A 26,988-nucleotide genomic window follows, 5' to 3' on the forward strand; every position below is an offset into this window, starting at 1 on the left:
TTTAATTTGTTAAAATTCGATACAAAATTACTGTTTTTTTTCTATTATCGAATTTTACCTTCAAGTTCCATCAGAAAAGCGTATTCCTTAGCTACTTCTTTTAGCGACTCAAATCTTCCCGAAGCACCGCCATGACCGGCATCCATATTAATATCAAATAATAATTGATTGTCGTCTTTTTTAAGTTCCCTAAGTTTAGCGACCCATTTTGCCGGTTCAAAATATTGCACTTGGGAATCGTGAAGTCCGGTGGTCACCAACATATTGGGATATTCCTGTGCAACTACGTTATCATATGGGGAATAGGATTTCATATAATCGTAATATTCCTTTTCGTTTGGGTTACCCCATTCGTCATATTCCCCTGTTGTCAAAGGAATGGAATCGTCCAACATAGTAGTTACCACATCTACAAAAGGTACGGCCGCTATCACTCCCCTGTAAAGTTCCGGGGCCATATTAACGATGGCTCCCATTAATAAACCCCCTGCTGAACCGCCGCTCGCATATAGGTGTTCCGGGCCCGTGATATGTTCATCTATCAAAAACTTGGAACAATCAATAAAGTCCGTAAACGTATTTTTCTTTTGTAACAATTTACCATTTTCATACCATTGCCTTCCCAAATATTCCCCACCTCTTACATGTGTAATGGCGTAGACGAATCCCCTGTCCAGTAGGCTTAACCTGATTGTAGAAAAAGAAGGGTCTATGGTATAGCCGTAGGAACCATAGGCATATTGAAATAAAGGCGTGTTTTGGCCAAGCTCGGTATCTTTATGATAAACCAAGGAAATAGGCACTTTTACCCCATCTCTGGCGGTGGCCCACAATCGTTTTTCTATATAGTTTTTTTTGTTGAACGTACCTCCTAAGACCTCTTGTTCCTTCATGATTTCTTTCCCCTTCGTTTCCATATCAAAATCGATTACGGAACTAGGCGTGGTCAAAGAATTATAAACATAGCGTAACGTATTGGTGTCAAAATCCGGGTTGTTACCTACATAAGCAGCGTATGTTTCACTTTCAAAGGGTAGGTAATACGCGCTACTACCGTCCCATTTTACAATTCTGATTTTATATAGTCCGTTTTCTCGTTCGGAGAGCACGTAGTAATCCTTAAAAATATCCACATCCTCCAAACGGACGTTTTCCCTGTGGGCGATAAATTCTTGCCATGTTGCTGAATTGGTATGCTGTTCATTGGTTTCCATCAATTTAAAATTCGTGGCATTATCTTTATTAGTAAGGATATAAAATGAATCTTCGTAGTGATAGATAGAATATTCCAATCCCCGGGTTCTTGGCGAAAACACCTTAAAATCTCCGTCCGGATTATCCGCAGGAAGAATACGGTATTCCGAAGTCAAAGTGCTTACCGAGCCTATGACCAAATATTTCTTTGATTTTGTGCGATAAATAAAGGTGGTAAAAGTATCATCTTCCTCATGAAACACCAATATGTCCTCACTAGCATCTGTCCCTAAAATATGCTTGTATACCTTATCTGAACGTAGGGTTACTGCATCATTCTTTGTGTAGAAGAAGGTCTTATTGTCGGCCGCCCAAACGCCACCTCCGGTAGTATTTTCAATAACGTCATCATAGATTTCGCCTGTAACCAAGTTCTTTATGCGCAACGTATACTGCCTTCTAGAAACGGTATCCACACCATATACGGCAAACATATTGTTAGGACTTACGGCAATACCGCCAATATTAAAGTAATCATGTCCAATCGCCATTTCATTACCATCGAACATGATTTCCTCGGAAGCTTCCAAAGTTTCCTTAAATCTGGAATAAATAGGATATTCTTTGCCCTTTTCGTACCGAGTTTTGTACCAGTACCCGTTTTTCTTATAAGGAACGGAAGCATCATCCTCTTTGATGCGTCCTTTCATCTCTTCAAAAAGTAAGGATTGGAAAGCTTTGGTATGCGCCGTTACCTGATTGTAATATGCATTTTCCTCTTCCAAGTAGGCAATGACTTCCTTATCTTCCCTATTATTCAACCAATAATAATTATCCAATCTTTCATCCCCATGCTTTGCTAATTTCTTGGCTATTTTTTTGGCAACGGGAGGACTTGGTTTTGTCATGATATCCTTATTAATATTTTGTATGAGCGATTGCAAAAATAACACTTAATGCAAGTAGTGCTGTACCTTTTGTATTTGAGTTGATATATGCGAAGAAAAATCATGAAAGTTAGTACTTTTGATGTGTATGTATAATTAAAAACACAGCTATGTTCGGAGATATGATGGGCATGATGGGAAAACTTAAAGAGACCCAACAGAAAGTTGAAGCCACCAAAAAAAGAATGGATACCGTTATCCTCAACGAAAAGTCTTCCGACGGACTTCTCAATGTGGAAATCACCGCAAATCGAGAACTGAAGAAAATTGAAATTTCCGAAGAACTCCTAAACGATAAAGAACAACTGGAAGACTATCTCATCATAACATTGAACAAGGCCATAAAAAAAGCCACTGAAGTTAATGAAGCAGAACTGGCCGCTGTTGCCAAAGAGGGAATGCCCAATATTCCCGGTATGGACGGACTATTTAAATAGCGACATCTAAATATTTCATTTTCAAGTCTTTTAAAATTCCCTATCTTTAAAAGAAAGACTTGTTATGATAGAATTATTTGAGATTGATAAAGAAAAACATCGTTTTATTGTCAAATCAAAGTCCGGCACGACACTTCTAAACAGTATTGATTTTAAAAACAAGGAAGAGGTGGAGCAAACGGTCTTAAATTTGACTTCTACTTCCAATGCCATAAAAAGAATTGAAAGAAAGACCAATTTTGATGGAAAGTTCCTTTTTGATGTAAAGAACAATGAAGGTAAGACCATAGGCAGTAGCGGACTTTATTCCTCGGAAGCCGGTATGGAAAACGGCATTAAAAATCTCAGAAATAGCCTTTCGGCCAATTTATGAGTTCAAAAATAATTCTCTAAGGTTGGGTTATCGTCTCAAGGAAAAAACTGTGCATCTCTTCCGTATAATCCATATGCGTTACCATACGTAATTTACCTTGGCCCATACTTATAATATGTATATCCCTTTCCAATAATTTGTTCACAAAATCTTCACTGGACATGAAGTTTTCATCAATCTCAAAAATAATGATGTTGGTTTCTATGGGTTCTACCTTTTTAATAAACTTTAGTGTATTCAAGATTTCACCTATTTCCTTTGCTTTTTTATGGTCTTCGGAAAGTCTCTCGATATTATTGTCCAAAGCAAAAATACCGGCTGCGGCCAAGTATCCAGCTTGACGCATTCCACCTCCGAAAATTTTACGGATTCTAAGTGCTTTTTGAATATCAGCTTCGGAACCCACCAAAATAGAGCCAACTGGACACCCTAAGCCTTTGCTCAAACAAATACTGATGGTATCGAACAATGCCCCATATTGTTCGGGAGTTTCATTTTTGGCCACTAAAGCATTCCACAAACGGGCACCATCCAAATGATAGGCCAAATGATGTTTTTCACAAACCGCTTTTATTTTCTTTATCTCTTCAAAATCCCAACAAGAACCACCTCCTTTGTTCGCCGTATTTTCAATACAGACCAAAGAGGTCAACGGACTATGATAAAAATCAGGAGGATTGATAGCAGCTTCCACTTGTTTCGCGGTCATCATTCCCCGATGGCCATCTACCAGCCTACAGGAAACGCCACTATTAAAACTTACGCCACCCCCTTCATAATTATAAACATGGGCGTACTTGTCACAAATGAGCTGTTCCCCGCGTTGGGTATGCAATTTTATAGCCGTCTGGTTGGTCATGGTGCCACTGGGGAAAAATAAGGCCGCTTCCTTGCCAAAAAGTTTGGCCGCCTTGGCTTCCAAGGCATTTACCGTAACGTCTTCCTTGAATACATCGTCACCTACCTCGGCGCGCATCATGGCATCTAGCATCCCTGGGGAAGGTTTAGTTACAGTGTCACTAATCAGATTTATTTTCATATGGAATTAATCTTGAAACTTAAACTTATATTTTAATGAAAACAATCCATTCCAATAGGTGATCCATCCGGTATTTTTTGTGCGGGAATCACTTCAAATTCTTCGGGATGTTCATAAAAATTATTGATTCTCCTGACCATCTCCATTGTATTTGCATTTTTACCTTGGGTCTGTAAACTTGTTTTTAAACCCATTAATTGTGCATTAGCAATGGCATTTACCTGTGGGTGAACATTGGTATGTGCCGCCAAATTCATCAAATGAAATAGCACACGGAAATTTATGTTGTTCTGCACTTCGGATACATAAGCATCTTTGTGGTTTTTCTTGATTGTTTCGGAAATCAATTCGTCCAAAACATTCCCTAAACCTAAATTATTGGGTTGTAAAGCTTTTTGCTGAATCAATCGTGACGCTCGCTCAGGATGTAACAACAATCCCAGTGTCATGTCCGCGGCAGTTTCCGGAGCGGAAAGTGCATCAAAAGAAACACCCGTTTTTCCTAAAATGGACTCTCTGGTTCTAGGGTACCCAAAAGCCCTTGGGGGAAACAAATCCAATTTATCCTTCGGAATTGCAATTTCACTGGCGTCCAATGTTTTAAGAATACTGTTCAATGCTTCTTGTTGTTGTGCTTTCTCCACCACTGAAACTACTGGTTGCCCATCACCCTTTATAGCGTAATTATACTCCATACCTCCTACTACTTTGGCAACCGCTTCCGTTTGGTATCTATGAAAAAAATAGAGCGGAACAAAAACATCCTCCAAAACCGTGTTAGGCTCATTGGTTTTTATATTATCTATAGAAAAATTGTTAATTGCAGTTTCCCGTACGTTCAACATGGCGTCCAGTTCTTGGCTCACGTTTTTACCATTGTCCCATAAATGGGCCAAAACATGTGAACCTCCTTGGGGACGCGCATCTTGATCGGTAATATATCGCAATCCTTTTTGTTGGGCATCATCCAAAATTTCATTCAATCCCTTTCTTTCATCTACCCCTTCACCAAAATTGGTATAGGAATATGCTACGGATACCTTGTCCCATTCGCCAATTCCCGTTGCATAAGCGTTTGAAAAATCTATTGTACCATTTTTGACCGAAAATTGGGGGTGCGGGTAATCCATAACCGAAGCCCTGTTATTAGTACTTGCAGCGTAGTTATGTGCAAAACCAAGGGTATGCCCTATCTCATGGGCGGAAAGTTGACGGATACGGGCAATGGCCAAATCCAACATCGGTTTGTTATTGTCATCGTTTTCTGCAAAAGGTTTGTTCATTAAAGCCTGCGCGATCAGAAAATCCTGACGGATACGCAAGCTCCCAAGACTAACATGACCTTTCATGATTTCCCCTGTTCTTGGGTCGGTAATACTGCTACCATAACTCCAACCCCTAGTAGAGCGGTGCACCCATTGAATGACATTGTAGCGTACATCCATCGGGTCGGCATCATCGGGCAGTATTTTCACCTGAAAAGCATTTTTATAGCCAATGGCCTCAAAAGCTTGGTTCCACCAGCGACCGCCGTCCAGAAGTGCGGACCTCACTGGTTCTGGCGTTCCATTGTCCAAATAATAAATGATGGGCTCTACGGCTTCGCTGACCGCTGCTTTGGGATTCTTCTTTTTCAATCGGTGCCGTGTTATGAACCGTTTTAAAATAGGTTCTTCAACGGGAGTGGAATAATCATAATAGCTAAAGGGATAGGAGCCGCTCCGCGGGTCAAAAACACGTTTCTCGTATCCATCATCCGGAAGTTGGATAAAAGAGCGATGCTGCGCTACAGTAATCAAATCAGGGTTAGGGGTCACACTGCCAATATATGTTCCCTTTGCTTCTCCTTTAAACGTCATGGTCATATCAAACTCCACATTTTGAGGAAACGCTTTGGTCCGTTCCAAGGCAAAGGCACTTTTTGATTTATCCAAACTGTAATTTCCTTCATTGGACTGCTTCAAGCGCTTTGATACACCGTGGGCGTCTTCCATTAAAAAGTCGGTAATATCAATGATAAAGCTCCCATTTTTCTCCTCTTCAATCTTAAAACCACCTAAAATGGACTTTGCAAAGGCCTGTCCAACTGATTTTCGCTCCAAATCGTTATCCGTCAACGCCCTGAATTTTAAATTAGGCTGTACCAAAAGTAGCTTGTTCCCCACTTTTTGAAAGTAGACCACCTGTTCATTACCCAATTGCCCGCGATCCAGGCCAATATCATTACTACCGATTCCACTACTCAGCGAATACACATAAAGAAACTCTTTATTCAGGTCATCTACCTCTAAATACATCTTATCCTCATTGGCATCATAGTAAAAATCAAAGAACCCTTCGTACTTTTTAAATGTCTTTTTCTTTTCTGAAAATTGCGCCTTAATAGCTAACGGCAAAAGGAATATTGTACAGAGAAGTAAGCTTCTTTTCATCATTTTTATTTTAGGATTTTAAAAATATGGAAAAACAAATGAAATGGTCATTTTATACATTATTTTTGAAAAAATTTGTACAGAAATGACAGTAGGAACAGACCAATATAAAGGTCTTATAGATCGCCTTGGCGCGTTAAGGAGGTATCTTTGACATTGATGCCAAGCTTATAGAAATAGAGAACGAACAGGAAAAAACCCTGGCACCTGACTTTTGGGACAATCCACAGGAAGCACAGGCGCAAATGAAATTCATCCAATCCAAGAAACAATGGGTAGATGATTTTAATGCCGCAAAAACTTTGGTCGGCGACTTGGAAGTATTGATCGAGTTTCAACAGGAAGGAGAGGTATCCGAAGAAGAAGTCGCCCAACTCTATGAGAAAGCCGTAAACACCATCGAAAAAATGGAGTTTAAAAATATGCTTTCCGAGGAAGGTGACGAGCTCCCGGCAGTACTACAGATTACCGCTGGTGCAGGCGGAACGGAAAGCTGTGATTGGGCGGCCATGCTCATGCGCATGTACATGATGTGGGCCGAGAAAAGCGGTTTCAAGGTCAAAGAGCTAAACTACCAAGAAGGAGATGTTGCCGGTATAAAAACGGTTACCTTAGAGATTGATGGTGAATTTGCCTTTGGATGGTTAAAGGGCGAAAATGGGGTTCATCGTTTGGTACGTATCTCCCCTTTTGACAGTAACGCTAAGCGGCACACCTCCTTTGTTTCCGTCTATGTCTATCCATTGGTCGATGATAGTATTGAGGTAGATGTAAACCCGGCCGATATCACCATTACTACCGCAAGGTCCAGCGGTGCGGGAGGGCAAAATGTGAACAAGGTCGAAACTAAAGTACAATTGGTACACCATCCTACGGGAATACAGATTTCGTGTTCGGACTCGCGAAGTCAGCACGATAATAGGGCAACCGCCATGAAAATGTTGAAGTCGCAATTATACGAGATAGAGCTTCGCAAAAAGATGGAGGCACGTCAGGAAATTGAATCTTCCAAGATGAAAATAGAATGGGGTTCCCAAATCCGTAATTATGTAATGCATCCCTATAAATTGGTCAAGGACGTACGCACCGCCCAAGAAACAGGAAATGTGGATGCCGTAATGGATGGGGATATCGACCAATTCCTAAAAGCCTATTTGATGATGATGGGGCAAAAAGATGAGGTTTAATGTATTCTATAATTTTGTTTGAAATTTTGAAGAAGTGCAGATTTGAAAATGTAACGATGCAAATAGTCGTATAACTTTTCCATTATCAAATTAACCTACTAATAAACTATTTTTATAATGATTAAAATATATCACAATCCAAGATGTAGAAAATCCAGGGAAGGACTTGAATTTCTGGAAAAATCTGGCAAGGAGTTTGAAGTAGTAAAATATTTGGAAGATATTCCCTCAAAAGAAGAACTAAGGGAAGTGATTAATTGTCTTGGGATCTCACCGGAAAATCTTGTTCGCAAGAATGAGACCGTATGGAAAGAAAAGTATAGGAACAAATTATTATCGGATGAAGAAATATTGGACGCCATGATTACTCATCCAAAATTGATAGAAAGACCTATTGTTTTGAACGGCACAACTGCAGTCATTGGTAGGCCGAGCAGTTCAATACAGGAAATTTTATAATTTATTTTTAAGCGATGCAATTTAACATCACATTAACTATTACAGATTAAACCAAAGTAAAATTTCACAATCTATACATATGAAAGTTTTTAATAATGCCGTTGGATTAAAATTCGTTTTTGCAATCGTCCTATGTTTTATAGGGTCGGAAACTATGGCGCAGTATGGGTATGGAGGTAGAGGAGGCTATGGCTATGGAAGACAGCGTAGTGCCGTTCCACAGGCCCAGACGGCCCAAAAACCGCCAGAACCAAAAACGGCCGAACAAATAGTGGATGATGAGATGCCCTCCATTACGGAAGCCTTGAGTCTAAATGAGTTTGAATCTGCCATTTTAAGTTCCGTACTCAAAAAATATGTTCAGGAACGTATAGAGGCACAAATTTTGAAACTTCCGCCAGAAAAAATGAGGGAGGTGTATGAGAACATTACCAAACGGCAAGATGAAGAATTAAGAGCGGGATTGCCGTCAGAAAAATATGAAGCATTTGTTGCGCTTCAAAAAGATGGGGTTTCCAAAACCTTGAAAAAGAAGAAAAAGGAAAAAAAGAAAAAACGTAAAAAAGACAAAACCTAAATATGAGAAAAATTCTTCTGTTCTGTTGCGCGCTCTCCTTAGTTAACGGATATTCACAAAGACCAAGGGAAAGCCAAGAACGGAAATCGGGACCAATAACGATTAGCGGAAAAGTTATTGACCAAGAGACAAAAGCCCCCTTGGAATATGCCACTTTAGTACTACAGAGCATTAGAAACCCTGAAAAAATTACGGGCGGCATTACAGATGAAAATGGCATTTTTAAAGTAGAGACCTCACCAGGAAGATACAGTGCCCGTATTGAATACATTTCCTATAAGACTTACAATTTTGAAGTACAAACTTTCACCACTTCAACTGATTTAGGCACCATTTCCCTAGAATTGGATGTAGCACAGTTAGATGCCGTTGATGTGATTGCGGAAAAGACCACGGTAGAATTAAGACTGGACAAAAAAATATATAATGTAGGCAAGGATTTAACGGTCAGGGGCGGTACCGTTAGTGATGTTTTGGATAACGTACCATCCGTTTCCGTTGATGTGGAAGGGAATGTACAACTTAGAGGAAATGACGATGTTAGAATCCTCATAAATGGTAAACCCTCGGCCATTACAGGTCTTAACTCAACAGAGGCATTGCGACAACTTCCAGCCGAATCTATCGAAAAAGTAGAGATTATCACTTCCCCTTCCGCAAGATATGATGCGGAAGGTTCCGGAGGAATTATCAATATCATCTTGCACAGGAGCAAACTGGCAGGGCTCAATGGTGCATTGACCACAAATATTGGCGACCCCACCCTACTTGGTATAAATGGTAATTTAAACTACCGTACAGGAAATGTAAATATCTTCACCAATGCAGGATACAACTATAGAAAGTCTCCAGGGAATTCTTTGAATGCAACCGATTTCTTTGACCAAAACGGGGACTTTACCAATGCAATCCGCGAAGAGCGAGAATTTGATAGAATCAGAAAAGGATACAATGTAAACTTAGGCGTTGAATGGTACGTAAATGAAACGGCCTCTATTACCCAAAGTATTTTTATTCGCAATTCGGATAATGAAAGAGAAACCCTGAACATTTTTTTTCAATTGGATGAAAATCGAAACGAAACCAATGGATTTCGCTTGGACAATGAAATCGAAGATGACAAAACATTTCAGTACGCCTTCAATTTTGACAAGAAATTCGATGATTCCGGTCAGAAATTAACTTTTGCCTTTCAATATGAAACTACTGATGAGGTAGAATCGTCATTGATCGAGCAAAATGGGTTTGATAGTGAGACCGTCCGTACCGCCGAAGATCAGAATAGGGTTTTTCTTCAATCTGATTACATTTTGCCTATCGGGGAAAATAGCCAATTTGAATTCGGGTATCGAGGCGATTTCAATAGATTGGAAACAGATTATGACGTGAATTTTATTCAACCTACTATTGACGAATTAGGAATTACCGATCCGAGCAATCTTCTGGATTTCAAAGAAACCATTAACGCCGTATACACGCAATGGGGCAGCAAAATCAAAAATTTCTCTTATTTACTGGGGCTTCGCTATGAAGCAACAAGATTGATCATTAATCAGATAGAATCAAATGATTTTAGAAGAAATAATTTTGACGGTTATTTTCCCACGGTAAACTTGAATTATGAATTCACCGAAAGGGAAAGTCTTTCTTTTGGATATAATAGGAGGTTAAGGAGACCTAGGTCTCGATTTTTGAATCCGTTCCCCTCAAGATCTAGTCCTACAAATCTGTTTCAAGGAAATCCATTATTAACACCCTCCTTTTCAAATCAGGTAGATTTAGGATACCTCAATCGGTTCAAAAAAGTTACACTGAACGCATCTATCTATTACCAAAGAGCTACGGATGTTATCACCTTTATTACGGAGGATACCGGAGAAAATACGGTGTTTGATGGTCAGGTAGTGAGCATACTAAGAAGAACACCGGTTAATCTGGCTAAAAATGACCGTTATGGCTTTGAGTTCACCACCAATTATAGACCTACCGATACGTGGAACCTCAACGGAAATTTTAATGTTTTCAATCTCGTGACAAGGGGAGATTTTAACAATCAGAATTTTGATGCGGAAAATCTAAGTTGGTTCGTTCGCTTGAACAATAAAGTAACCCTTTTTAAAAATATTGAATGGCAAACACGCCTAAACTACAGGGGACCTGTAGAAAATGCACAAACGAGAAACCAAGGAATCATTTCCATGGATTTGGCCTTTAGCAAGGACCTTTTCAAGGAAAAAGCTTCACTGGCCTTGAATATAAATGATGTGTTCAATAGTAGAAGAAGAATTAGTGAAACCATTACCCCCTTTTTTGTGAGCGATAGTGAGTTTCAATTTAGGGTACGTTCCATAAATGCATCTTTCACCTATCGTTTTAATCAGAAAAAGCAAAATAGAAGGGAAGGACGTGGTAATGAAAACGGTGATGATGAGATTGAAGGTTGACATACTACCCACACATAAATAAAAAAGAAGCCTATCGGCTTCTTTTTTTATGCGTTACGAGCAGCTCTTTTAGCGTCCCGTTTTTCTTTCAAAAGTTCAATGATATTTCCAAACAACCAATACGGTACGGCAAATAACAACAAGAACATCATGAGCCAAAAACCGATGGTTAAAATGCTTAGAAAAGCTAAAAATCCTAAATATTGATCAAATTCAAACATAATACTTTAATTAAGCATCACAAAGATACCATAATCGCTATCTTTTATGCAAGTCATATCTCAAAATATTTAGAGTAAGATTTAGAAATTTAAATCTTGAAGCTATTTTAGCCTTCGGGCGTAAGCCTTAACTTTACAATATTAAATAGAATCCTATGGAATACAGAATCGAAAAAGATACAATGGGCGAAGTAAAAGTGCCCAAGGATAAATATTGGGGAGCACAGACAGAGCGTTCCCGTAACAATTTTAAAATAGGCCCTCCGGCCTCCATGCCTCTAGATATCGTTTATGGTTTTGCTTACCTAAAAAAAGCGGCAGCATATACCAACTGTGAGCTAGGTGTGCTTTCCGATGAAAAAAGAGATTTAATCGCTCAAGTCTGTGATGAGATTTTGGCAGGAAAACATGATGATCAATTTCCATTGGTCATCTGGCAGACAGGCTCAGGTACCCAAAGCAATATGAACGTGAATGAGGTAGTCGCCAATCGCGCCCATGAACTGTCCGGAAAAACAATTGGCGAGGGAGAAAAAACGATTCAGCCCAATGATGATGTAAATAAGTCACAATCATCAAATGATACCTTTCCGACGGGAATGCATATCGCAGCCTATAAAAAAATTGTAGATGTCACCATTCCCGGAGTACAAAAGCTTAGAAATACCTTAGATGCAAAATCCAAGGAATTTAAGAATGTGGTCAAAATAGGCAGAACACATTTAATGGATGCCACTCCCCTTACCCTTGGTCAGGAATTTTCGGGTTATGTTTCACAACTGGACCACGGATTAAAAGCATTGGAAAATACGTTGGAACATTTAAGCGAATTGGCTTTGGGCGGCACAGCAGTGGGAACAGGTTTGAATACACCGAATGGTTATGATGTATTGGTAGCGAAATACATTGCCGATTTTACAAATCTACCTTTCAAAACCGCAGATAATAAATTTGAAGCGTTGGCTGCACATGATGCTATCGTGGAAAGCCATGGTTCCTTAAAACAATTGGCCGTTTCATTAAATAAAATAGCGAATGATATCCGTATGATGGCTTCCGGACCGCGTTCCGGTATTGGGGAAATTATCATCCCTGCCAATGAACCGGGCAGTTCCATTATGCCGGGAAAAGTAAACCCGACACAATGCGAAGCATTGACCATGGTCTGCGCGCAAGTAATGGGGAACGATGTTGCCATAGGTGTAGGAGGTACCCAAGGACATTATGAATTAAATGTTTTTAAACCTATGATGGCCGCAAACATCCTACAATCCGCCCAACTTATTGGGGATGCTTGTGTAAGTTTTGAAGAAAATTGCGCTGCCGGTATTGAACCCAATCATGAGGTTATCAAAGAATTATTGAACAATTCCTTAATGTTGGTGACCGCTTTGAATACCAAGATTGGATATTACAAAGCCGCTGAAATAGCCAATACCGCCCATAAAAATGGAACGACTTTGAAAGAGGAAGCTATCAATTTAGGGTATGTAAGCGCAGCGGATTATGACGAATGGGTAAAGCCGGAAGACATGGTGGGAAGCCTAAAATAAGTTTTTAAAGTATTATTCATCATATAAAATGAAAACGGGGCCGGTCAAATGACCGGCCCCGCTTATATAATAAATGGATAGTGTTCCTTTTTATTTTAAAGTGAACTTAGATGTTCCCAATAATTTCAGCTTATCGTCATAAACATTGACCATATAATTTCCTTTTTGGAAATCGCCGGAAGGTTTTCCTATGTAATCACATACATCCAAAGATTTGTTTTCGTAATAGAACCCAGTTCCTTTACTATATGTTACGGAAGCTCCACTATCGTTTGTTTTAGAATAACTTTCCCCTAAAACGTTTCCTTGTGGATCAAGTACCTCTAAAAAGAACTCTCTGTCACCAGCCTGCGCGATAACATTATCCGCTACTGTAAAACAGATTTTGAATTTGTCCGTCGCTTTGGCTCTTGATGTAGAAACCAATTTCCCACTGTTTCTTTCTTTAACGGCATCTACGTTGAACTTGGATAAATTTAAGGCAGAACCTTTTTCCACAGCGTCCGATAATTGTGTGTTCTGAACTACTAGAGAGTCATTAAATACGGTCTGCTTTTCCAACTCAACATAAGTACTGTCACGTTGCATGGCGATAAAAGTGTTGGACCTTGTTAAAGAATCTACTTGCTTCAACAATTGCTCTCTTTCAGCTTTTAAAACACCAACTTGTCTTCTGTATCTTGATAAAGCAGAGATATCGGCTTTCATTGTTTTTACAGAATCTAGGTATTTCGCAATATTGTCACGCGCCGTTACCAATTCTTCATTGGTTGCATTGCTTTCCAAAATCGCTTTGTCATACTCGGATTTTAAGCTGTTCAAATCTTCTACAACTAAATCCTTTTCCTTCGTTAAAACAGTTTCCGTCTTCTTTTTATCTTGATAAAGACTTACTGTATAAATAATGGTACCCAAAAGCACTACTCCCAGTAATGCCGCCAATACCTTCAATCCATTGTTGCTTTTTGTTTCAGTCATAATGTAAAAATTAATTAACCTTGTTAATTTTTAATAAAGTGTTTGTTTGTATCAATTTTATATACGCAGACAAGTTCATTTTAGATGTTTCCCGTGTTAAATTATACTCAAACATAGGATTAAAGCCCATTCAAGTTTTTATTTTTGAAGAATAATTCTACCTAAAAGCCAATGTTAAAAATCATACCTTTTGATAAAACACATTCAAGGGCATTCAAGGAGCTGAACATAGCATGGCTTGAAAAATATTTTTACGTAGAACCAAAGGACGAATTTCTTCTTGGGAACGGGCAGGCCAATATAATCGATAAGGGTGGCCATATATTCATGGCTATTGATGATGCCAAAATTGTTGGATGTTTTGCATTGTTGAAAAACGGGAATACATGTTACGAATTGGGTAAAATGGCCGTGGCCGATGATGCCCAGGGAAAACAAATAGGTCAGAAAATGCTCATATATGCCATTGATTTTGCCAAAATCCAGAATATGGAAGCCATAGAACTTTATTCCAGTACCAAACTCCCCGCCGCACTTCATATCTATAAAAAATACGGATTTGTGCAGATTGAACTGGAAAAAGATTTACCTTATAAAAGAAGCGATATAAAAATGAAATTGAAATTAAAATAAACATCCAATGAAAACGAAAGTCCGTTACTTACTGATTACTTTATTTACCATAACGATTTCCTGTAAGGAAAATTCGAAAAAAAAGGAAACCACTGCAAATACAGACATAGAAACATTGGAAAGTGAAACACCCGTTTCTAAAAAAACGAGCTCCGATGTTGAAATCATACCGATTGAACATGCAACAGCTGTTCTGCAATGGAACAATATCACTATCTATGTTGACCCTGTAGGGGGAGCGGAAACATTTTCGACCTATAATAAACCTGATTTGATATTGATTACGGATATTCACGGAGACCACTTTAACCTAGAAACATTGGAGGCCTTGAACACTTCTAAAGCCAAAATCATGGTTCCCCAGACCGTAGCCGATAAAATGCCGGACAGCTTTACACCTCAATTGGATATCTTAAACAACGGCGATACCAAAGAACGCTATGGCATTCTTGTGGAAGCTATCCCAATGTACAACTTAAGGGAAGAAGCACTTAAATTTCATAAAAAAGGGAGAGGAAACGGATATGTTCTGAATATGGATGGTGAACGAATCTATTTCTCGGGAGATACGGAGGATATTCCAGAAATGCGGGCACTTGAAAATATAGACAAGGCTTTTATCTGTATGAACTTGCCCTACACAATGACCCCAAAAAGTGCCGCAGATGCTGTTCTGGAATTTAAACCAGCGGAAGTATATCCGTATCACTATAGGGGAAGACCAGATGTAAGTGATGTTTCCATTTTTAGAAACCTAGTGAATAAAGGCGATTCCGAGATTAAAGTTGTACAAATGGATTGGTACCCTAATAATGATTATTAGCTTATATATATGCGGTCACCCCTGAAAAAGTTCAGGAAATCACCAAAAGTATATCAAACCTAAACATATGGCTTTAATCGCTGTAGGGAACAAGGCCAAGATTGAAGACCAGATTCAGGAAACAATCAAAAAACCGCTAAAACAGTAATTTCACAATAATTCCAAACAAAAAGAGAGCGGAACCCTGTGGGTTCCGCTCTCTTTCTATATTTTAAACTTAAGTTATTCCTAACGAATCAATTTCTTATACTTAATACGTTTCGGCATGATATCTGCACCCAATCGTTTCTTTTTATTTTCCTCATAATCGGAAAAAGAACCTTCAAAGAAATAGACCTGGGAATCCCCTTCAAAAGCCAAGATATGGGTACATATCCTATCTAAAAACCATCTGTCGTGGGAAATGACCACCGCACAGCCCGCAAAATTCTCCAAACCTTCTTCCAAGGCTCGCAATGTGTTCACATCCAAATCATTGGTAGGCTCATCCAAAAGCAGTACGTTCCCTTCCTCTTTTAAGGTCATTGCCAGATGAAGTCGATTGCGCTCCCCACCAGAAAGCATATTTACCTTTTTATTCTGTTCACTTCCGGAAAAATTGAACCGACTCAAATAAGCTCTAGAGTTTACTTGTCGCCCTCCCATCATTATTAATTCCTGCTCATCACTGAAATTTTGCCAGATTGTTTTTTCCGGGTCAATATTAGAGTGACTTTGGTCTACGTAGGCAATCTTAGCAGTATCTCCCACTTTAAAAGAACCTTTGTCCGGGGCTTCTTCTCCCATCACCATCCTGAAAATAGTAGTTTTACCGGCCCCATTGGGTCCAATTACGCCAACAATGCCAGCTTGCGGAAGAGTAAAATTTAAATCTTCATACAATAGCTTATCCCCATAGGCTTTGCTCACCCCGTTCGCTTCCAACACATTGGTTCCTAAACGTGGGCCGTTGGGAATATAAATTTCTAATTTTTCATCCAACTGTTTTTGATCTTGACTCATTAACTTATCGTAATTTTTGAGTCGGGCTTTCTGCTTGGTCTGTCTTCCCTTGGCACCTTGACGTACCCATTCCAGTTCTCGTTCCAAGGTTTTTTGCCTTTTAGAAGCCGTTTTGGACTCCTGCTCCAGACGTTTTGATTTTTGTTCCAACCAAGAAGAATAATTTCCTTTCCATGGAATGCCTTCTCCCCTGTCCAGCTCTAAAATCCATCCTGCCACATTATCCAAGAAATATCGATCATGGGTCACGGCAATGACCGTTCCTTTGTATTGGGCCAAATGATGCTCCAACCAATGCACCGATTCCGCGTCCAAATGGTTGGTGGGCTCATCCAACAATAATATTTCCGGTTCCTGTAACAACAATCTACATAATGCAACCCTACGCCGCTCCCCTCCGGAGAGTACACCTATCTTTTTATCCGCTTCCGGTGTACGAAGGGCATCCATTGCTATTTCTAGCTTTGTGTCCAATTCCCAAGCGTTGGAAGCATCAATTTTATCCTGAAGTACAGCTTGCTTGTCCATTAATTTCTGCATCTTATCAGCATCTTCATAGACTTCCGGCAATCCGAACATATCATTGATCTTATTGTATTCGTCAAGAATGGCAACGGTCTCCGCAACACCTTCTTTTACCACTTCTAAAACCGTTTTGTCTTCATCCAGTTGTGGTTCCTGTTCAAGGTATCCTACCTTGTACCCGGGCGAAAAAACGACATCGCCCTGAAAATTTTTATCGACTCCAGCTATTATTTTTAACAAGGTAGACTTCCCTGAACCATTGAGACCAAGGATTCCGATTTTAGCCCCATAAAAAAAGCTCAGGTATATATTTTTTAGAACGGGAGTGTTTGCATTTTTATAGGTTTTGGTCACCCCGGACATTGAGAAAATGACTTTCTTATCGTCGCTCATTTGTGTATTTGTTTGTTTATGAGTTGAAGATTTTATTTAAAATATTTGAGTTGTAATGAGAACTATGAGTATCAGTATCCTACATGAACTTGGAACATATAGACTTACAACCTTTTCATACCCTTCCCTTCAAGGCATTAAAAACCCACGCAATGGCAAAGAAACCAATACCGACAGAGGCAAATCCCCAACCTGCTACATCATCATATCTGAATGCACCAAGTCCTATCAAGGCAAAGCCTACAAAAATCATTATAAAAGTGGCCCATGCCAATACCGTATTTTTATTCATCCCCATTTCTCTTCAGTTTTAGTTAGTGGTAATTTCAAATATCGTGATTTTTGAAAAATACTTGGTATGAATTTGAAGAGTTTATGATTCAAAAGGGAATTTAATCCCCGATTTTTCTCGAACCGTATCCAAAAGCTTGCACAAATCCATACTGTTCTTATGGCTCCAGCGTTGGCTCTCTTTTTTTCCTTGTTCCAAACAGTGCTGTACTTCTTTTATCTCGTAGGTGTATCCTTTACCCCGCTTACCGATTTGCATGTCCTTGGTTTCACCATCCTTTTCCAAAATAAAACCTGTGGCCTCATGCCACCTTGGTTTAATATATATGGAACCTTTACTTCCGGTAATTTTTGCCTTCATTTCAGCATTGGAACTCAGACCGCTATAGAGCATGGCTTGGGCATTCTCATACTCGAACAACATAGCTGTTTGAATTTCCGCTCCCGTTTTGAAAAATTTTGATTTCGCTATAATCTCTTCCGGCATACCCAAAAGCAGATAACTCAAGAATATGGGATAAATACCGATATCCAACACGGAACCGCCTGCCAAGTCCGGATTCAATAACCTTCCTTTTTCATCTCGGTCCAATCCGTAAAATGCAAAATCCGCATGTAAGTACCCGACATCTCCTATTGCCCCGTTTTCAATGAGTTCTTTCACTTTTAGGATTGTTGGATTAAATCTGGTCCATAAGGCTTCCATCAGAAAAACATTATTTTTTTTCGCGACAGAAATCATTTTATGAACCTCTGCACTATTCACTCCCAATGGTTTTTCACACAAAACATGTTTGTTTTGGGACATGGCCGCAATACTCATTTGAGCGTGGGAAGTATGTGGCGTAGCGATGTAAACAACATCTACCGTATCACTTTCAAAAAGCTCCTGATAACTGCCAAATGCATGAGTAGCATTATAAGTTCCCGCAAATTTCTTAGCTTTTTCCAAACTTCTTGAAGTAACGGCCACCAGTTCATTTTCCGCTACCAAACTTAGATCTTTCGCAAAGGTATTTGCAATATTGCCAGCTCCGGCAATCCCCCATCTAATCATTGTTCTATTTGTGCTTTTGGTTTTTTCAAATGTAGTCAATTTTACTCCTTATCTTTATCGAACTAAAGCGATAGAAGAATGGATATCAAGTTCAATAAGAATGAGGATACGAACAAATTAATGCTTTCCGAGCTTAAAAAACGACTGGCAAAAGTTCATCTAGGTGGAGGAAAAGCAAGAATAGACAAGCATCGTGAAAAAGGTAAAATGACCGCTCGTGAACGTATCGATTATCTATTGGATAATAATTCCGAACGCATTGAGATAGGAGCTTTGGTTGGTGATGGCATGTATGAGGAACACGGTGGATGCCCTTCCGGTGGCGTTGTCGTAAAAATAGGATATATCTCCAAAAAACAATGTGTTGTAGTCGCCAATGATGCAACGGTGAAAGCAGGGGCCTGGTTTCCCATCACTGCTAAGAAAAACCTAAGGGCACAGGAAATTGCCATTGAAAATAAAATCCCCATTATTTACTTGGTGGACAGTGCCGGTGTTTATTTGCCCTTACAGGATGAGATTTTCCCTGATAAGGAACACTTTGGGCGTATTTTTAGGAACAATGCCATTATGAGCAGTATGGGAATCACACAGATTTCGGCTGTCATGGGCAGTTGTGTTGCCGGTGGCGCATACCTTCCTATAATGAGCGATGAGGCCCTTATTGTCAACAAAACCGGAAGCATCTTTTTAGCAGGTAGTTATTTGGTGAAAGCCGCTATTGGCGAAAGCATTGACAACGAAACTTTGGGCGGTGCCACAACACACTGTGAAATAAGTGGTGTGACCGATTATAAATGCGAAGACGATGCAGCAGCCTTGGACACCATAAAAAATATCATGGATAAAATTGGCGACAACCCAAAAGCAGGTTTTAACCGGGCCAAGAGTACAAAACCTGTTGAAAAACAGGAGGAAATATATGGCATCCTACCTAGCTCAAGAGCGGAACAGTATGACATGATGGAAATCATCAGAAGACTAGTTGACAATTCGGAATTTGAAGCCTATAAAGACGGTTATGGGCAAAGTATACTTACAGGTTACGCACGTATTGATGGTTGGGCCGTGGGCATAGTTGCCAATCAAAGAAAAGTGGTAAAGACGAAAAAAGGGGAAATGCAATTTGGCGGTGTCATTTATTCCGACTCTGCTGATAAAGCCACCCGCTTTATTGCAAATTGCAATCAGAAAAAAATTCCATTGGTTTTTTTACAAGACGTAACGGGGTTCATGGTCGGTAGTAAAAGTGAACACGGCGGCATTATAAAAGATGGTGCCAAAATGGTAAATGCCGTTAGTAATTCCGTAGTGCCAAAATTTACCGTTGTCATCGGGAATAGCTATGGTGCGGGAAATTATGCCATGTGTGGCAAAGCCTATGACCCAAGATTTATAATAGCTTGGCCAAGTGCCGAGCTTGCCGTAATGAGCGGTAATTCCGCGGCAAAAGTATTATTACAGATTGAAACCGCTTCCTTAAAAAAGAAAGGGGAAACCATTACCGAGAAAAAAGAAAAAGAGTTATTTGATAAAATCAAACAACGTTATGATGCGCAAGTCTCTCCATACTATGCTGCTGCACGTTTATGGACAGATGCCGTTATAGACCCTTTGGATACCCGAAAATGGATTTCCATGGGCATCGAAGCCGCAAATCATGCTCCCATCGAGAAACAGTTTAATATGGGAATTTTGCAAGTTTAATTCCCTAACTGCTCCTTAACTCGTGGTATCAATAATAACTCAGTTTGCCTTCCATTCACATATCTAAATTCGTCTTCTCCATAAAAGCCTGCTTCTTCTAGCATAATCCTAATATCCCTGTTCCATTCCGATATAGTAATGGTCGTATTCAATTCTATTGCATAGACCGTATTTGGGTTCAGTGGGTAGTTCTCCCCATCATCTTTCATAACGCCGCCTTGGGAATCCCACATACCGATCGTAGTTCCTGCGGAATGCCCATATAGTCCCAAAGGGTGTGTATAAATGGACGGTCTTAGCCCAGCAGCTTTGGCATCGGATAGCGCATTTGCCAATATTTGATTTCCGGTTCTTCCCTTTATCATGTTTGTGGTCAAAAAGTCTTGGACTTTGTTTCCGTCCTTCAATCCATTCACAAGAAAATCCGGGGCGGAATGCTCTTTGGGTTTCAGCACATAGGCCAATTCCTGACAATCCGTGTTGAGTCTCAGATAAGTAATCCCAAAATCGCAATGCAATAAATCCCCTGGAAGGATAACCATATTGTCCGGGCGGCCCGAAAATGAATACAAATGACTTACCAATTCCTCTTTGGAGCGCTGCACATCTACAGTGGGATGAAACCAAGTTTCCAACCCTAAGTCCGTTACTTTTTGGCGCATCCACCACTCTACTTCTGTGGTTGTTGTCACTCCGGGGGTAATGACTTTTTCGGAAAAAGCCTCGGCAATTATATCATGGGTTATATCAACTAATTGATTATAAATAACCATCTCCCTTTCAGTTCGGGTTTCTATCCACCGGACCGCCAATTGTTCTGCCGAAACTACTTTTTTATGATACGTTTTCGGGAGATTCTCCATGAACTCGTCATAATCCGTTTTATCCAGACCATCTGCAATGTTATGGTCTTTGGAAAAATTAAGACCTATTTTCTGTGGGTTTCGTTCGGAGATAAGCTGTATAAGTCGTTTCCATTGGTTTGGCTCCTTTTCCTTGTCCCAAGCCGAAACAATATTCTTACCCACATTATAACGCGCGACCGCTAATTTCTCAATCGTATTTTTAGATTTGTTCCTGTAAAATAATAGAATAGTTCTTCTCCTCGCGTTCAGCCATGTTGCGGGAAGCATTGTTTTGATTACGGGGTCTTCATTATATTCCCTCGAAATAATAATCCACATATCAATACCGGTGGTATCCATAAGCTCCGGCAAAAGGGAATTGAATCTTTCTTCCAGAATTTCATCCACCACTTGGGCTCTTTGCCGTTCCGGTAGTATTTGTTGGGCCCATAAAGACTGAATCAATGCGAAACAAAACAAAAAGAGTAGTTTTTTCATTGGTTTTATTTTATCTGAAAATACAAAATAAACCGCTTGAAAAAACCACTATATCTTGAAAGTACGTTTTGAATTATTGTCTAAAACCACTCAAAAAATAATTGGTAGCAGCTACGGAAGGAGCCACTTTAACCGATTCAATATCCTGAGGATTCAAAGTATTTAAAATAGAAGCATCATACCTGACCCCATCCACGATAACTATTGTATTGTCGTCACCTCTCATCTGGATAGAAGGTGGCAAAGTCAACGCGTTTTTATTTTGTATCCTTAGCGAAGGCACCCTTACTTCCAATTCAATATACATATCCTGCTGTGTCATCCAATTGTTATTCGTTATACAATGAACTTTGAACGGATACGACTTTTCAGAACATTTTTTGATTTTGTTGGTTTCAGTTTGAATGAGTACCACTCCGTTTTTACCTGCCGCACCATAACAGCTTAAAGCATCAGGATCTCTCAAGATTGAAATTGAAGCGATATCCTCGGGGTTTATTTCTTTTAACGCTTCTTCCCCATTCAAGGGTACACCATTAATAATATATAATGGTTCATTTTCATAATTTAAAGAAGTGCCGCATCTAATTTTAACAACATCATTTTTCTCAGTTGAAGTTTCAGTCTGGGAATAACTAACTAGAAAACTAAAGGATAGTAAGAGGGTAGTAAATATTCTTTTCATGTCGATTATGTTTAATTTTTAAACAAACCTACATCGCCATACCTAAATTATAAAGTGTCGATTAGGGAAACTCCCCTTTGGATGCGTAAAACTACCTTTGAAGCGTTTTAATAGTTTTTGATCGGTTTACTTTTCCAGTATCCGTCTCTTTAAATTGAGCCAAAAAGAAAATCTCTTTGGGCAGTTCATACTTTGAGAGTTTTTTGGAAGCTTTTATTTTTTCTAATAAATCCGACTCTTTTTGGCCTTCGACTAGAAGGATTAGTTTTTCTCCAAACATATCATCTTGAACTCCTGCTACAAAAAACCTATTCCTAATGACTTGTGCCAACGCATTTTCTATTTGTTCGGGTATGAGTTTTATCCCCCCGGAATTGATAATGTTATCATGTCTTCCCAACCATACAAACTCCGTATCGGAAATTAGGTCTACAATATCGTTCGTTACTACTTTTTGAACGGAGATTTTCGGAGCATCAATAATCAAACAATCGAGTTTATCCCTTGAAAAAGATACGTTTGGCAATGCTCGAAAAGGGTTTACCACACTTTGATCTTTATCATCAAAATTATTGACCTTCTTTACTGCTACATGCGTAATGGTTTCCGTCATGCCATAGGTCTCGTAAACCTTTGTATTTTTTTTCTGAACTTCGTATTTAAGATTTTTCGTTAACGGGGTACCACCAACAATCAGTGTTTTAATGCAATTGATATCCTTAAGTGAATTCCGTAACTGCAGAGGAACCATCGCACTAAAATCATATGTTTTTTTATTGTTTTCAAGAGGGTATTTACTAGGTGCAACACAATCTATTTCCAAGCCCAAAACCATGGCGCGCACCAACATCATTTTTCCGGCAATGAAATTAGAAGGAAGACAGTTAAAAGCGGTATCACCTGGCTCTAGGTTAAAAAAATCACCTGTTGCCAAGGCGGAGTTTACCATATGTTTTTTAAGCAAATGTATATGTTTTGGAACGCCTGTAGAGCCAGATGTTTTAACGACGAGTTCATCGCTTTCGTTACACCAGTCCAATAAGAAATGACCAATACTTTTTTCAAAGTCCTCCCCCGTCTTGGTATAACCGTAACCCACAACAAGGAGGTCTTCGTTACTTAATGAAGTCCCATTTAATTTAAATCTGGGATGTACGTTAAACTGATTCAATATCGGCATTGTCTTGCGCTAAAAACGCTTCCCTAGAAAGTACTTTGCCTGTTAGACGCTCTTTCCAGTTGGTCCATTTGTATTTTTTTGAAAAAATCAACAAGAGAATAGGAAAAATCACAAAGACGGGTATTAAAACATCCCATCCTAAAACCGGGTCGGAAACGTCCCTGTAAACAGAATCGGTTTGAAAGGCTGTCCAATCCGCAGTAACCAACAAAGCGGCCGTTAAATTATTAGCGGCATGAAATCCCAATGCCAATTCCAAACCTTCGTCCATAAGTGTTAAAATCCCTAAAAAGAATCCGGTGCCTATATAAAAGACCATGATACCATATCCAAGTTTTTGAACTTCAGGATTTAGAATATGTAATAATCCAAAAAGTAAAGATGTAAATAGTAACGGGAAAAGTCTACTCTTAGTCATTACACCTAAACCTTGCATCATGTAGCCGCGCATAAAGTATTCTTCCATACTTGTCTGTATAGGAATCATTATAACTGCAATCAAGGCTAAAATTAAAAACGGAATCAATTGAAAGTTAAATTCGTAATCTTCCGGTGAAAAATAGATATCGATCAAAATGAAGATTACAGAAATGATGGACCAAAGTGTAAAGGCGAAACCTATTCTTTTCCAATCAATCTTTTTTCTAGACGTAGTCAGCGACGAAATCGTTTGTTTATGAACAAATTTTACAAAAAGGAAGAGAGAAACCAATCCTATTGCAAATGTCAAAAGCATGAAAAACAAAAATGTATTAGTACCCAAAATATTTGACATGGTTCCCATATCGCCACTTGCCAAGATTGCCAAAGAATCGGACTTCATGAGCAAAGCCGCCACCAATGGAACTCCACCGATAAATTGCCATGCTACAAACACTACAAAGATTCCTAAAATATATCTCCACCCTTCACTTAAGCCTTTAAACGCTTGTTCTATATACATATTTCCTTAATTAAATTTTCGTTCCATCTTTTATGCTGATCATAATACAATCCTCCATGCTTCACTTCCAAAGGACTTTCAATATTATTGGTGAAAAGAGAACCTGTTCCAAGTCCCTGCGGCATTTTACTATCCAAGATAGCCGTCCATTGGGCAATGGCGTTCAATCCAATATTACTTTCCAAAGCACTGGTAATCCACCAGGCAATACCCAACTTTTCTGCTAAACCTATCCATTCTTCACTTCCTCGAAAACCGCCTACTAAACTCGGCTTTAAAATAATATATTGTGGTTTTATGGTTAGTAGCAGTTTTTCTTTTTCCGTTACATCCAGTATCCCAATTAATTCTTCGTCCAAGGCAATCGGTAACGATGTCTTTGCACACAAGGATTTCATCTGCAACCAGTTGCCCTGTTTTATAGGTTGTTCTATGGAATGCAGATCAAGTTTGGCAAGAGTAGCCAATTTATCCAATGCTTCTTCGGGAGCAAAAGCTCCATTGGCATCCACGCGAAGTTCTATTTTCTCTTTGGAAAACCTTTCACGTATAGACTCCAATAATTTTAGTTCTTTTTTAAAATCGATAGCCCCGATTTTCATCTTTATGCAATCAAATCCATCTTCTAACTTTTCTTGAATTTGATCGTGCATAAAATCAACATCTCCCATCCATACCAGACCATTGATGGCTATAGGTTCTTTTTTATTCAAGAAAGAGGAATCAAAAAGATGAAAAGGATTTTCTGAATGAAAAGACATAAAAGCTTGCTCCACACCGAATTGAATACTAGGAAAAGCCTGTAATTGAGAAAGCAAAATGTTTTTTCCCAGATGAATATGTTCTACAATCCACCTGCATTTCTCCTCATATTCAGGAACATCATCATAACTGAGTCCTCTAAACAGTCCACATTCCCCAATTCCAAATTTATTTCCGTCCTTTAGTATTAGAAAATAGGTGTCTTTGGTATGCAATACCCCTCTAGAGGTGCCGCCCGGCCTTTTAAAGTGTAAAGTGTATTTTTTGTAGTTAGCCTCCATTCAATCCATCAAATTTAGGTATATTTTGACTGTTAAAATAACAACGCCATACGTATGAAAGGAAAAGTGGTTTGGATTACAGGGGCATCATCCGGCATTGGAGAGGCGTTGACCTACCAACTGAACGAGATTGGCTGTAAACTTATCATTTCGGCCAGAAGGGAAAAGGTCCTCGCCGAAGTAAAAAAGAACTCTAACCTTCCTGACCATGTAGCCATTTTGCCCTTGGACCTCACCCAAACCGATCAACTTCCAGCAAAAACCAAAAAAGCCATTGAATTTTATGGACATGTAGATATGCTCATCAACAATGGCGGTCTAAGCCAACGTTCACTCATCTTAGATACCAAATTTGAAGTGTTTCAAAAAATGATTGAAGTCAATTACCTGGGTACCATATGTTTATCAAAATCGATTTTACCTCATTTCATTGCTCGAAAAACAGGTCATTTTACGACTATTACAAGCCTAATGGGAAAGTTTGGGTCACCTTACCGGTCCGGTTATTGTGGTGCAAAACACGCATTGCATGGCTTTTTTGATGTGCTTAGAATGGAGCATGAAAAGGATAATATCAATGTAACCTTGATTTGTCCAGGATTTATTAATACCGATGTTGCCAAAAACGCTTTAACAGCTGATGGAACAAGGCAAAAAAAGCAAGATGAGGCTACGGCCAATGGAATGCATGTTGCAAAATGTGCCAAAAAAATCATAAAGGCTATCCAAAAAAGGAAGTTTGAAGTCAATATTGGCGGAAAAGAAATTATGGCCGTTTACTTAAAACGATTTTTTCCCAGACTGCTGCATCGTGTAGTATTGAAAAGTGCCGTTAAATAGTCATGGAAGCGCCTATGTCCAATAAATGAAGTTTTTTGCCTGCTTTTTCAAATTTTGAAATGGCCTCGGCATGGTCAATTTCAATATACCCAAAAGTATCAAAATGATATCCCAATACATTTGAACATTCTACAAAACTGGAGGCACTGATAGCATCATCTATACCCATAGTGAAATTATCCCCAATTGGTAAAATGGTTAAATCCAAAGCATAGGACATGGGTATCAATTTCATATCCATAGTTAAGGACGTATCGCCCGCTATGTAAATGCATTTTTTGTCGGTTTGGACTATGAAACCGCCAGGCTGCCCTCCATATGTGCCGTCTTCAAAAGAAGAAGTGTGGATTGCATTGGTATATTTTACGGTACCGAAATCAAATTGCCTTTTGCCTCCATGATTCATAGGATGTACTTTTAAGCCTTTCGCCTGAAAGTACATGGCAATCTCATAGTTACTTACAATAGTAGCATCGGATTTTTTTGCAATGGCGGATACATCCAGGATATGATCTTGATGTGCATGGGTCACCAAAATAAAGTCAGGGTTTAGCTCGTCCATATTTACTTTTTCCTTGGCTTTTTCATTCCCCGAAATAAAGGGATCAACCACTATGGAATAAGAATCAAATTCAAGGTAGAGACCTGCATGGCCTAGAAAAGTTATTTTCATTCTCTAAAA

25 protein-coding genes are annotated in these 26,988 nt (G+C 39.2%); 11 read left to right on the top strand and 14 right to left on the bottom strand.

Features of this window, described 5'->3' with window-relative positions; all coding sequences use genetic code 11:
- Positions 1-44: 44 nt before the first annotated feature.
- Entirely contained in the window at positions 45-2,102 is a 2,058-nt protein-coding gene (locus ACKWBX_RS15355; protein WP_413969605.1) for a S9 family peptidase, read from the bottom strand.
- 149 nt (positions 2,103-2,251) lie between these two features.
- Here ACKWBX_RS15355 and ACKWBX_RS15360 point away from each other — a divergent pair, with 149 nt between their 5' ends.
- Together ACKWBX_RS15360 and ACKWBX_RS15365 are read left to right on the top strand one after the other, a co-directional pair.
- Complete coding sequence (locus ACKWBX_RS15360; RefSeq protein WP_413969606.1) at positions 2,252-2,578, top strand: YbaB/EbfC family nucleoid-associated protein; 327 nt, start codon at positions 2,252-2,254, stop codon at positions 2,576-2,578.
- Between the two features lie 64 nt (positions 2,579-2,642).
- Positions 2,643-2,951 (top strand): YegP family protein, encoded by a 309-nt coding sequence (locus ACKWBX_RS15365; RefSeq protein WP_413969607.1) that lies wholly within the window; start codon positions 2,643-2,645, stop codon positions 2,949-2,951.
- A gap of 16 nt (positions 2,952-2,967) precedes the next feature.
- Here ACKWBX_RS15365 and ACKWBX_RS15370 read toward each other — a convergent pair whose 3' ends face one another.
- Both ACKWBX_RS15370 and ACKWBX_RS15375 read right to left on the bottom strand, forming a co-directional pair.
- On the bottom strand, positions 2,968-3,990 hold the full coding sequence (locus ACKWBX_RS15370; RefSeq protein ID WP_413969608.1) for a threonine aldolase family protein: 1,023 nt from the start codon (positions 3,988-3,990) through the stop codon (positions 2,968-2,970).
- A gap of 32 nt (positions 3,991-4,022) precedes the next feature.
- Complete coding sequence (locus ACKWBX_RS15375) at positions 4,023-6,422, bottom strand: zinc-dependent metalloprotease (RefSeq protein WP_413969609.1); 2,400 nt, start codon at positions 6,420-6,422, stop codon at positions 4,023-4,025.
- An 85-nt stretch (positions 6,423-6,507) separates the two neighbouring features.
- On the opposite strand from ACKWBX_RS15375, the gene prfB reads away from it, so the two are divergent.
- From prfB to ACKWBX_RS15395, 4 genes are all read left to right on the top strand, one after another.
- Positions 6,508-7,609, top strand: a protein-coding gene (gene prfB / locus ACKWBX_RS15380) for a peptide chain release factor 2 (protein ID WP_413969610.1) whose coding sequence is annotated in 2 segments (ribosomal slippage) — positions 6,508-6,573 and positions 6,575-7,609 — 1,101 coding nt in all. Because the reading frame shifts where the segments join, the coding sequence is not laid out codon by codon here.
- A gap of 117 nt (positions 7,610-7,726) precedes the next feature.
- A complete protein-coding gene (arsC, locus tag ACKWBX_RS15385) occupies positions 7,727-8,068 on the top strand; it encodes an arsenate reductase (glutaredoxin) (RefSeq protein ID WP_413969611.1) in 342 nt (113 codons plus the stop codon).
- A gap of 79 nt (positions 8,069-8,147) precedes the next feature.
- Complete coding sequence (locus tag ACKWBX_RS15390; protein WP_413969612.1) at positions 8,148-8,645, top strand: hypothetical protein; 498 nt, start codon at positions 8,148-8,150, stop codon at positions 8,643-8,645.
- A 2-nt stretch (positions 8,646-8,647) separates the two neighbouring features.
- A complete protein-coding gene (locus ACKWBX_RS15395) occupies positions 8,648-11,089 on the top strand; it encodes a TonB-dependent receptor (RefSeq protein WP_413969613.1) in 2,442 nt (813 codons plus the stop codon).
- A gap of 47 nt (positions 11,090-11,136) precedes the next feature.
- Here the strand turns inward: ACKWBX_RS15395 and ACKWBX_RS15400 are convergent, their stop codons facing one another.
- Positions 11,137-11,310: a hypothetical protein gene (locus ACKWBX_RS15400; protein WP_413969614.1), complete on the bottom strand. Its 174-nt coding sequence runs from the start codon at positions 11,308-11,310 to the stop codon at positions 11,137-11,139.
- Between the two features lie 155 nt (positions 11,311-11,465).
- On the opposite strand from ACKWBX_RS15400, the gene fumC reads away from it, so the two are divergent.
- Entirely contained in the window at positions 11,466-12,863 is a 1,398-nt protein-coding gene (fumC, locus tag ACKWBX_RS15405; protein WP_413969615.1) for a class II fumarate hydratase, read from the top strand.
- A gap of 90 nt (positions 12,864-12,953) precedes the next feature.
- Here the strand turns inward: fumC and ACKWBX_RS15410 are convergent, their stop codons facing one another.
- Positions 12,954-13,841: a hypothetical protein gene (locus ACKWBX_RS15410; RefSeq protein WP_413969616.1), complete on the bottom strand. Its 888-nt coding sequence runs from the start codon at positions 13,839-13,841 to the stop codon at positions 12,954-12,956.
- 171 nt (positions 13,842-14,012) lie between these two features.
- Here ACKWBX_RS15410 and ACKWBX_RS15415 point away from each other — a divergent pair, with 171 nt between their 5' ends.
- Positions 14,013-14,474 carry a GNAT family N-acetyltransferase gene (locus ACKWBX_RS15415; protein ID WP_413969617.1) on the top strand — a complete coding sequence of 154 codons (462 nt, stop codon included), beginning with the start codon at positions 14,013-14,015 and terminating at the stop codon, positions 14,472-14,474.
- Between the two features lie 7 nt (positions 14,475-14,481).
- A complete protein-coding gene (locus ACKWBX_RS15420; RefSeq protein ID WP_413969618.1) occupies positions 14,482-15,297 on the top strand; it encodes an MBL fold metallo-hydrolase in 816 nt (271 codons plus the stop codon).
- Positions 15,298-15,525: 228 nt separating this feature from the next.
- On the opposite strand, the gene ettA is transcribed toward ACKWBX_RS15420, so the two are convergent.
- The 3 genes from ettA to ACKWBX_RS15435 all read right to left on the bottom strand — a co-directional run bounded on the left by ettA (position 15,526) and on the right by ACKWBX_RS15435 (position 18,565).
- A complete protein-coding gene (gene ettA, locus ACKWBX_RS15425; protein ID WP_413969619.1) occupies positions 15,526-17,217 on the bottom strand; it encodes an energy-dependent translational throttle protein EttA in 1,692 nt (563 codons plus the stop codon).
- A gap of 115 nt (positions 17,218-17,332) precedes the next feature.
- Complete coding sequence (locus tag ACKWBX_RS15430) at positions 17,333-17,515, bottom strand: CAL67264 family membrane protein (protein WP_413969620.1); 183 nt, start codon at positions 17,513-17,515, stop codon at positions 17,333-17,335.
- A gap of 75 nt (positions 17,516-17,590) precedes the next feature.
- Positions 17,591-18,565 carry a Gfo/Idh/MocA family protein gene (locus ACKWBX_RS15435; protein WP_413969621.1) on the bottom strand — a complete coding sequence of 325 codons (975 nt, stop codon included), beginning with the start codon at positions 18,563-18,565 and terminating at the stop codon, positions 17,591-17,593.
- A gap of 78 nt (positions 18,566-18,643) precedes the next feature.
- Between ACKWBX_RS15435 and ACKWBX_RS15440 the strand changes: the two genes are divergently transcribed.
- Positions 18,644-20,272 carry an acyl-CoA carboxylase subunit beta gene (locus ACKWBX_RS15440; RefSeq protein ID WP_413969622.1) on the top strand — a complete coding sequence of 543 codons (1,629 nt, stop codon included), beginning with the start codon at positions 18,644-18,646 and terminating at the stop codon, positions 20,270-20,272.
- Here ACKWBX_RS15440 and ACKWBX_RS15445 read toward each other — a convergent pair.
- From ACKWBX_RS15445 to ACKWBX_RS15465, 5 genes are all read right to left on the bottom strand, one after another.
- Positions 20,269-21,615, bottom strand: coding sequence for a M24 family metallopeptidase (locus tag ACKWBX_RS15445; RefSeq protein WP_413969623.1), 1,347 nt, complete (start codon positions 21,613-21,615; stop codon positions 20,269-20,271). The two genes, ACKWBX_RS15440 and ACKWBX_RS15445, sit on opposite strands and share 4 nt — an antisense overlap.
- A 73-nt stretch (positions 21,616-21,688) precedes the next feature.
- Positions 21,689-22,300 carry a TonB-dependent receptor plug domain-containing protein gene (locus ACKWBX_RS15450; protein WP_413969624.1) on the bottom strand — a complete coding sequence of 204 codons (612 nt, stop codon included), beginning with the start codon at positions 22,298-22,300 and terminating at the stop codon, positions 21,689-21,691.
- Between the two features lie 91 nt (positions 22,301-22,391).
- Complete coding sequence (locus ACKWBX_RS15455) at positions 22,392-23,480, bottom strand: AMP-binding protein (RefSeq protein WP_413969625.1); 1,089 nt, start codon at positions 23,478-23,480, stop codon at positions 22,392-22,394.
- Positions 23,458-24,423 carry a CPBP family intramembrane glutamic endopeptidase gene (locus tag ACKWBX_RS15460; protein ID WP_413969626.1) on the bottom strand — a complete coding sequence of 322 codons (966 nt, stop codon included), beginning with the start codon at positions 24,421-24,423 and terminating at the stop codon, positions 23,458-23,460. Before ACKWBX_RS15460 ends, ACKWBX_RS15455 begins: the two co-directional genes overlap by 23 nt.
- Positions 24,414-25,466: an o-succinylbenzoate synthase gene (locus ACKWBX_RS15465; RefSeq protein WP_413969627.1), complete on the bottom strand. Its 1,053-nt coding sequence runs from the start codon at positions 25,464-25,466 to the stop codon at positions 24,414-24,416. The genes ACKWBX_RS15460 and ACKWBX_RS15465 overlap by 10 nt, the downstream gene beginning before the upstream one ends.
- Before the next feature lie 54 nt (positions 25,467-25,520).
- On the opposite strand from ACKWBX_RS15465, the gene ACKWBX_RS15470 reads away from it, so the two are divergent.
- Positions 25,521-26,306 (top strand): SDR family oxidoreductase, encoded by a 786-nt coding sequence (locus ACKWBX_RS15470; protein WP_413969628.1) that lies wholly within the window; start codon positions 25,521-25,523, stop codon positions 26,304-26,306.
- Here ACKWBX_RS15470 and ACKWBX_RS15475 read toward each other — a convergent pair.
- Positions 26,299-26,979 (bottom strand): metal-dependent hydrolase, encoded by a 681-nt coding sequence (locus tag ACKWBX_RS15475; protein ID WP_413969629.1) that lies wholly within the window; start codon positions 26,977-26,979, stop codon positions 26,299-26,301. The two genes, ACKWBX_RS15470 and ACKWBX_RS15475, sit on opposite strands and share 8 nt — an antisense overlap.
- Positions 26,980-26,988: the final 9 nt, after the last annotated feature.

Source organism: Maribacter algae, from assembly GCF_047345745.1.
GTDB lineage: Bacteria > Bacteroidota > Bacteroidia > Flavobacteriales > Flavobacteriaceae > Maribacter.

Excerpts from the sequence above, each read along its gene's own strand:
- ACKWBX_RS15390 (WP_413969612.1), top strand. The coding sequence starts at position 8,148 with ATGAAAGTTTTTAATAATGCCGTTGGATTAAAATTCGTTTTTGCAATC.
- ACKWBX_RS15450 (WP_413969624.1), bottom strand. The coding sequence starts at position 22,300 with ATGAAAAGAATATTTACTACCCTCTTACTATCCTTTAGTTTTCTAGTT.
- ACKWBX_RS15370 (WP_413969608.1), bottom strand. The coding sequence starts at position 3,990 with ATGAAAATAAATCTGATTAGTGACACTGTAACTAAACCTTCCCCAGGG.
- ACKWBX_RS15435 (WP_413969621.1), bottom strand. The coding sequence starts at position 18,565 with ATGATTAGATGGGGGATTGCCGGAGCTGGCAATATTGCAAATACCTTT.
- ACKWBX_RS15465 (WP_413969627.1), bottom strand. The coding sequence starts at position 25,466 with ATGGAGGCTAACTACAAAAAATACACTTTACACTTTAAAAGGCCGGGC.
- ACKWBX_RS15420 (WP_413969618.1), top strand. The coding sequence starts at position 14,482 with ATGAAAACGAAAGTCCGTTACTTACTGATTACTTTATTTACCATAACG.
- ACKWBX_RS15375 (WP_413969609.1), bottom strand. The coding sequence starts at position 6,422 with ATGAAAAGAAGCTTACTTCTCTGTACAATATTCCTTTTGCCGTTAGCT.
- ACKWBX_RS15460 (WP_413969626.1), bottom strand. The coding sequence starts at position 24,423 with ATGTATATAGAACAAGCGTTTAAAGGCTTAAGTGAAGGGTGGAGATAT.
- ACKWBX_RS15445 (WP_413969623.1), bottom strand. The coding sequence starts at position 21,615 with ATGAAAAAACTACTCTTTTTGTTTTGTTTCGCATTGATTCAGTCTTTA.
- ACKWBX_RS15395 (WP_413969613.1), top strand. The coding sequence starts at position 8,648 with ATGAGAAAAATTCTTCTGTTCTGTTGCGCGCTCTCCTTAGTTAACGGA.
- ACKWBX_RS15455 (WP_413969625.1), bottom strand. The coding sequence starts at position 23,480 with ATGCCGATATTGAATCAGTTTAACGTACATCCCAGATTTAAATTAAAT.
- ettA (WP_413969619.1), bottom strand. The coding sequence starts at position 17,217 with ATGAGCGACGATAAGAAAGTCATTTTCTCAATGTCCGGGGTGACCAAA.
- ACKWBX_RS15365 (WP_413969607.1), top strand. The coding sequence starts at position 2,643 with ATGATAGAATTATTTGAGATTGATAAAGAAAAACATCGTTTTATTGTC.
- ACKWBX_RS15415 (WP_413969617.1), top strand. The coding sequence starts at position 14,013 with ATGTTAAAAATCATACCTTTTGATAAAACACATTCAAGGGCATTCAAG.
- fumC (WP_413969615.1), top strand. The coding sequence starts at position 11,466 with ATGGAATACAGAATCGAAAAAGATACAATGGGCGAAGTAAAAGTGCCC.
- ACKWBX_RS15400 (WP_413969614.1), bottom strand. The coding sequence starts at position 11,310 with ATGTTTGAATTTGATCAATATTTAGGATTTTTAGCTTTTCTAAGCATT.
- ACKWBX_RS15360 (WP_413969606.1), top strand. The coding sequence starts at position 2,252 with ATGTTCGGAGATATGATGGGCATGATGGGAAAACTTAAAGAGACCCAA.
- ACKWBX_RS15430 (WP_413969620.1), bottom strand. The coding sequence starts at position 17,515 with ATGGGGATGAATAAAAATACGGTATTGGCATGGGCCACTTTTATAATG.
- ACKWBX_RS15470 (WP_413969628.1), top strand. The coding sequence starts at position 25,521 with ATGAAAGGAAAAGTGGTTTGGATTACAGGGGCATCATCCGGCATTGGA.
- ACKWBX_RS15475 (WP_413969629.1), bottom strand. The coding sequence starts at position 26,979 with ATGAAAATAACTTTTCTAGGCCATGCAGGTCTCTACCTTGAATTTGAT.
- ACKWBX_RS15355 (WP_413969605.1), bottom strand. The coding sequence starts at position 2,102 with ATGACAAAACCAAGTCCTCCCGTTGCCAAAAAAATAGCCAAGAAATTA.
- ACKWBX_RS15410 (WP_413969616.1), bottom strand. The coding sequence starts at position 13,841 with ATGACTGAAACAAAAAGCAACAATGGATTGAAGGTATTGGCGGCATTA.
- arsC (WP_413969611.1), top strand. The coding sequence starts at position 7,727 with ATGATTAAAATATATCACAATCCAAGATGTAGAAAATCCAGGGAAGGA.
- ACKWBX_RS15440 (WP_413969622.1), top strand. The coding sequence starts at position 18,644 with ATGGATATCAAGTTCAATAAGAATGAGGATACGAACAAATTAATGCTT.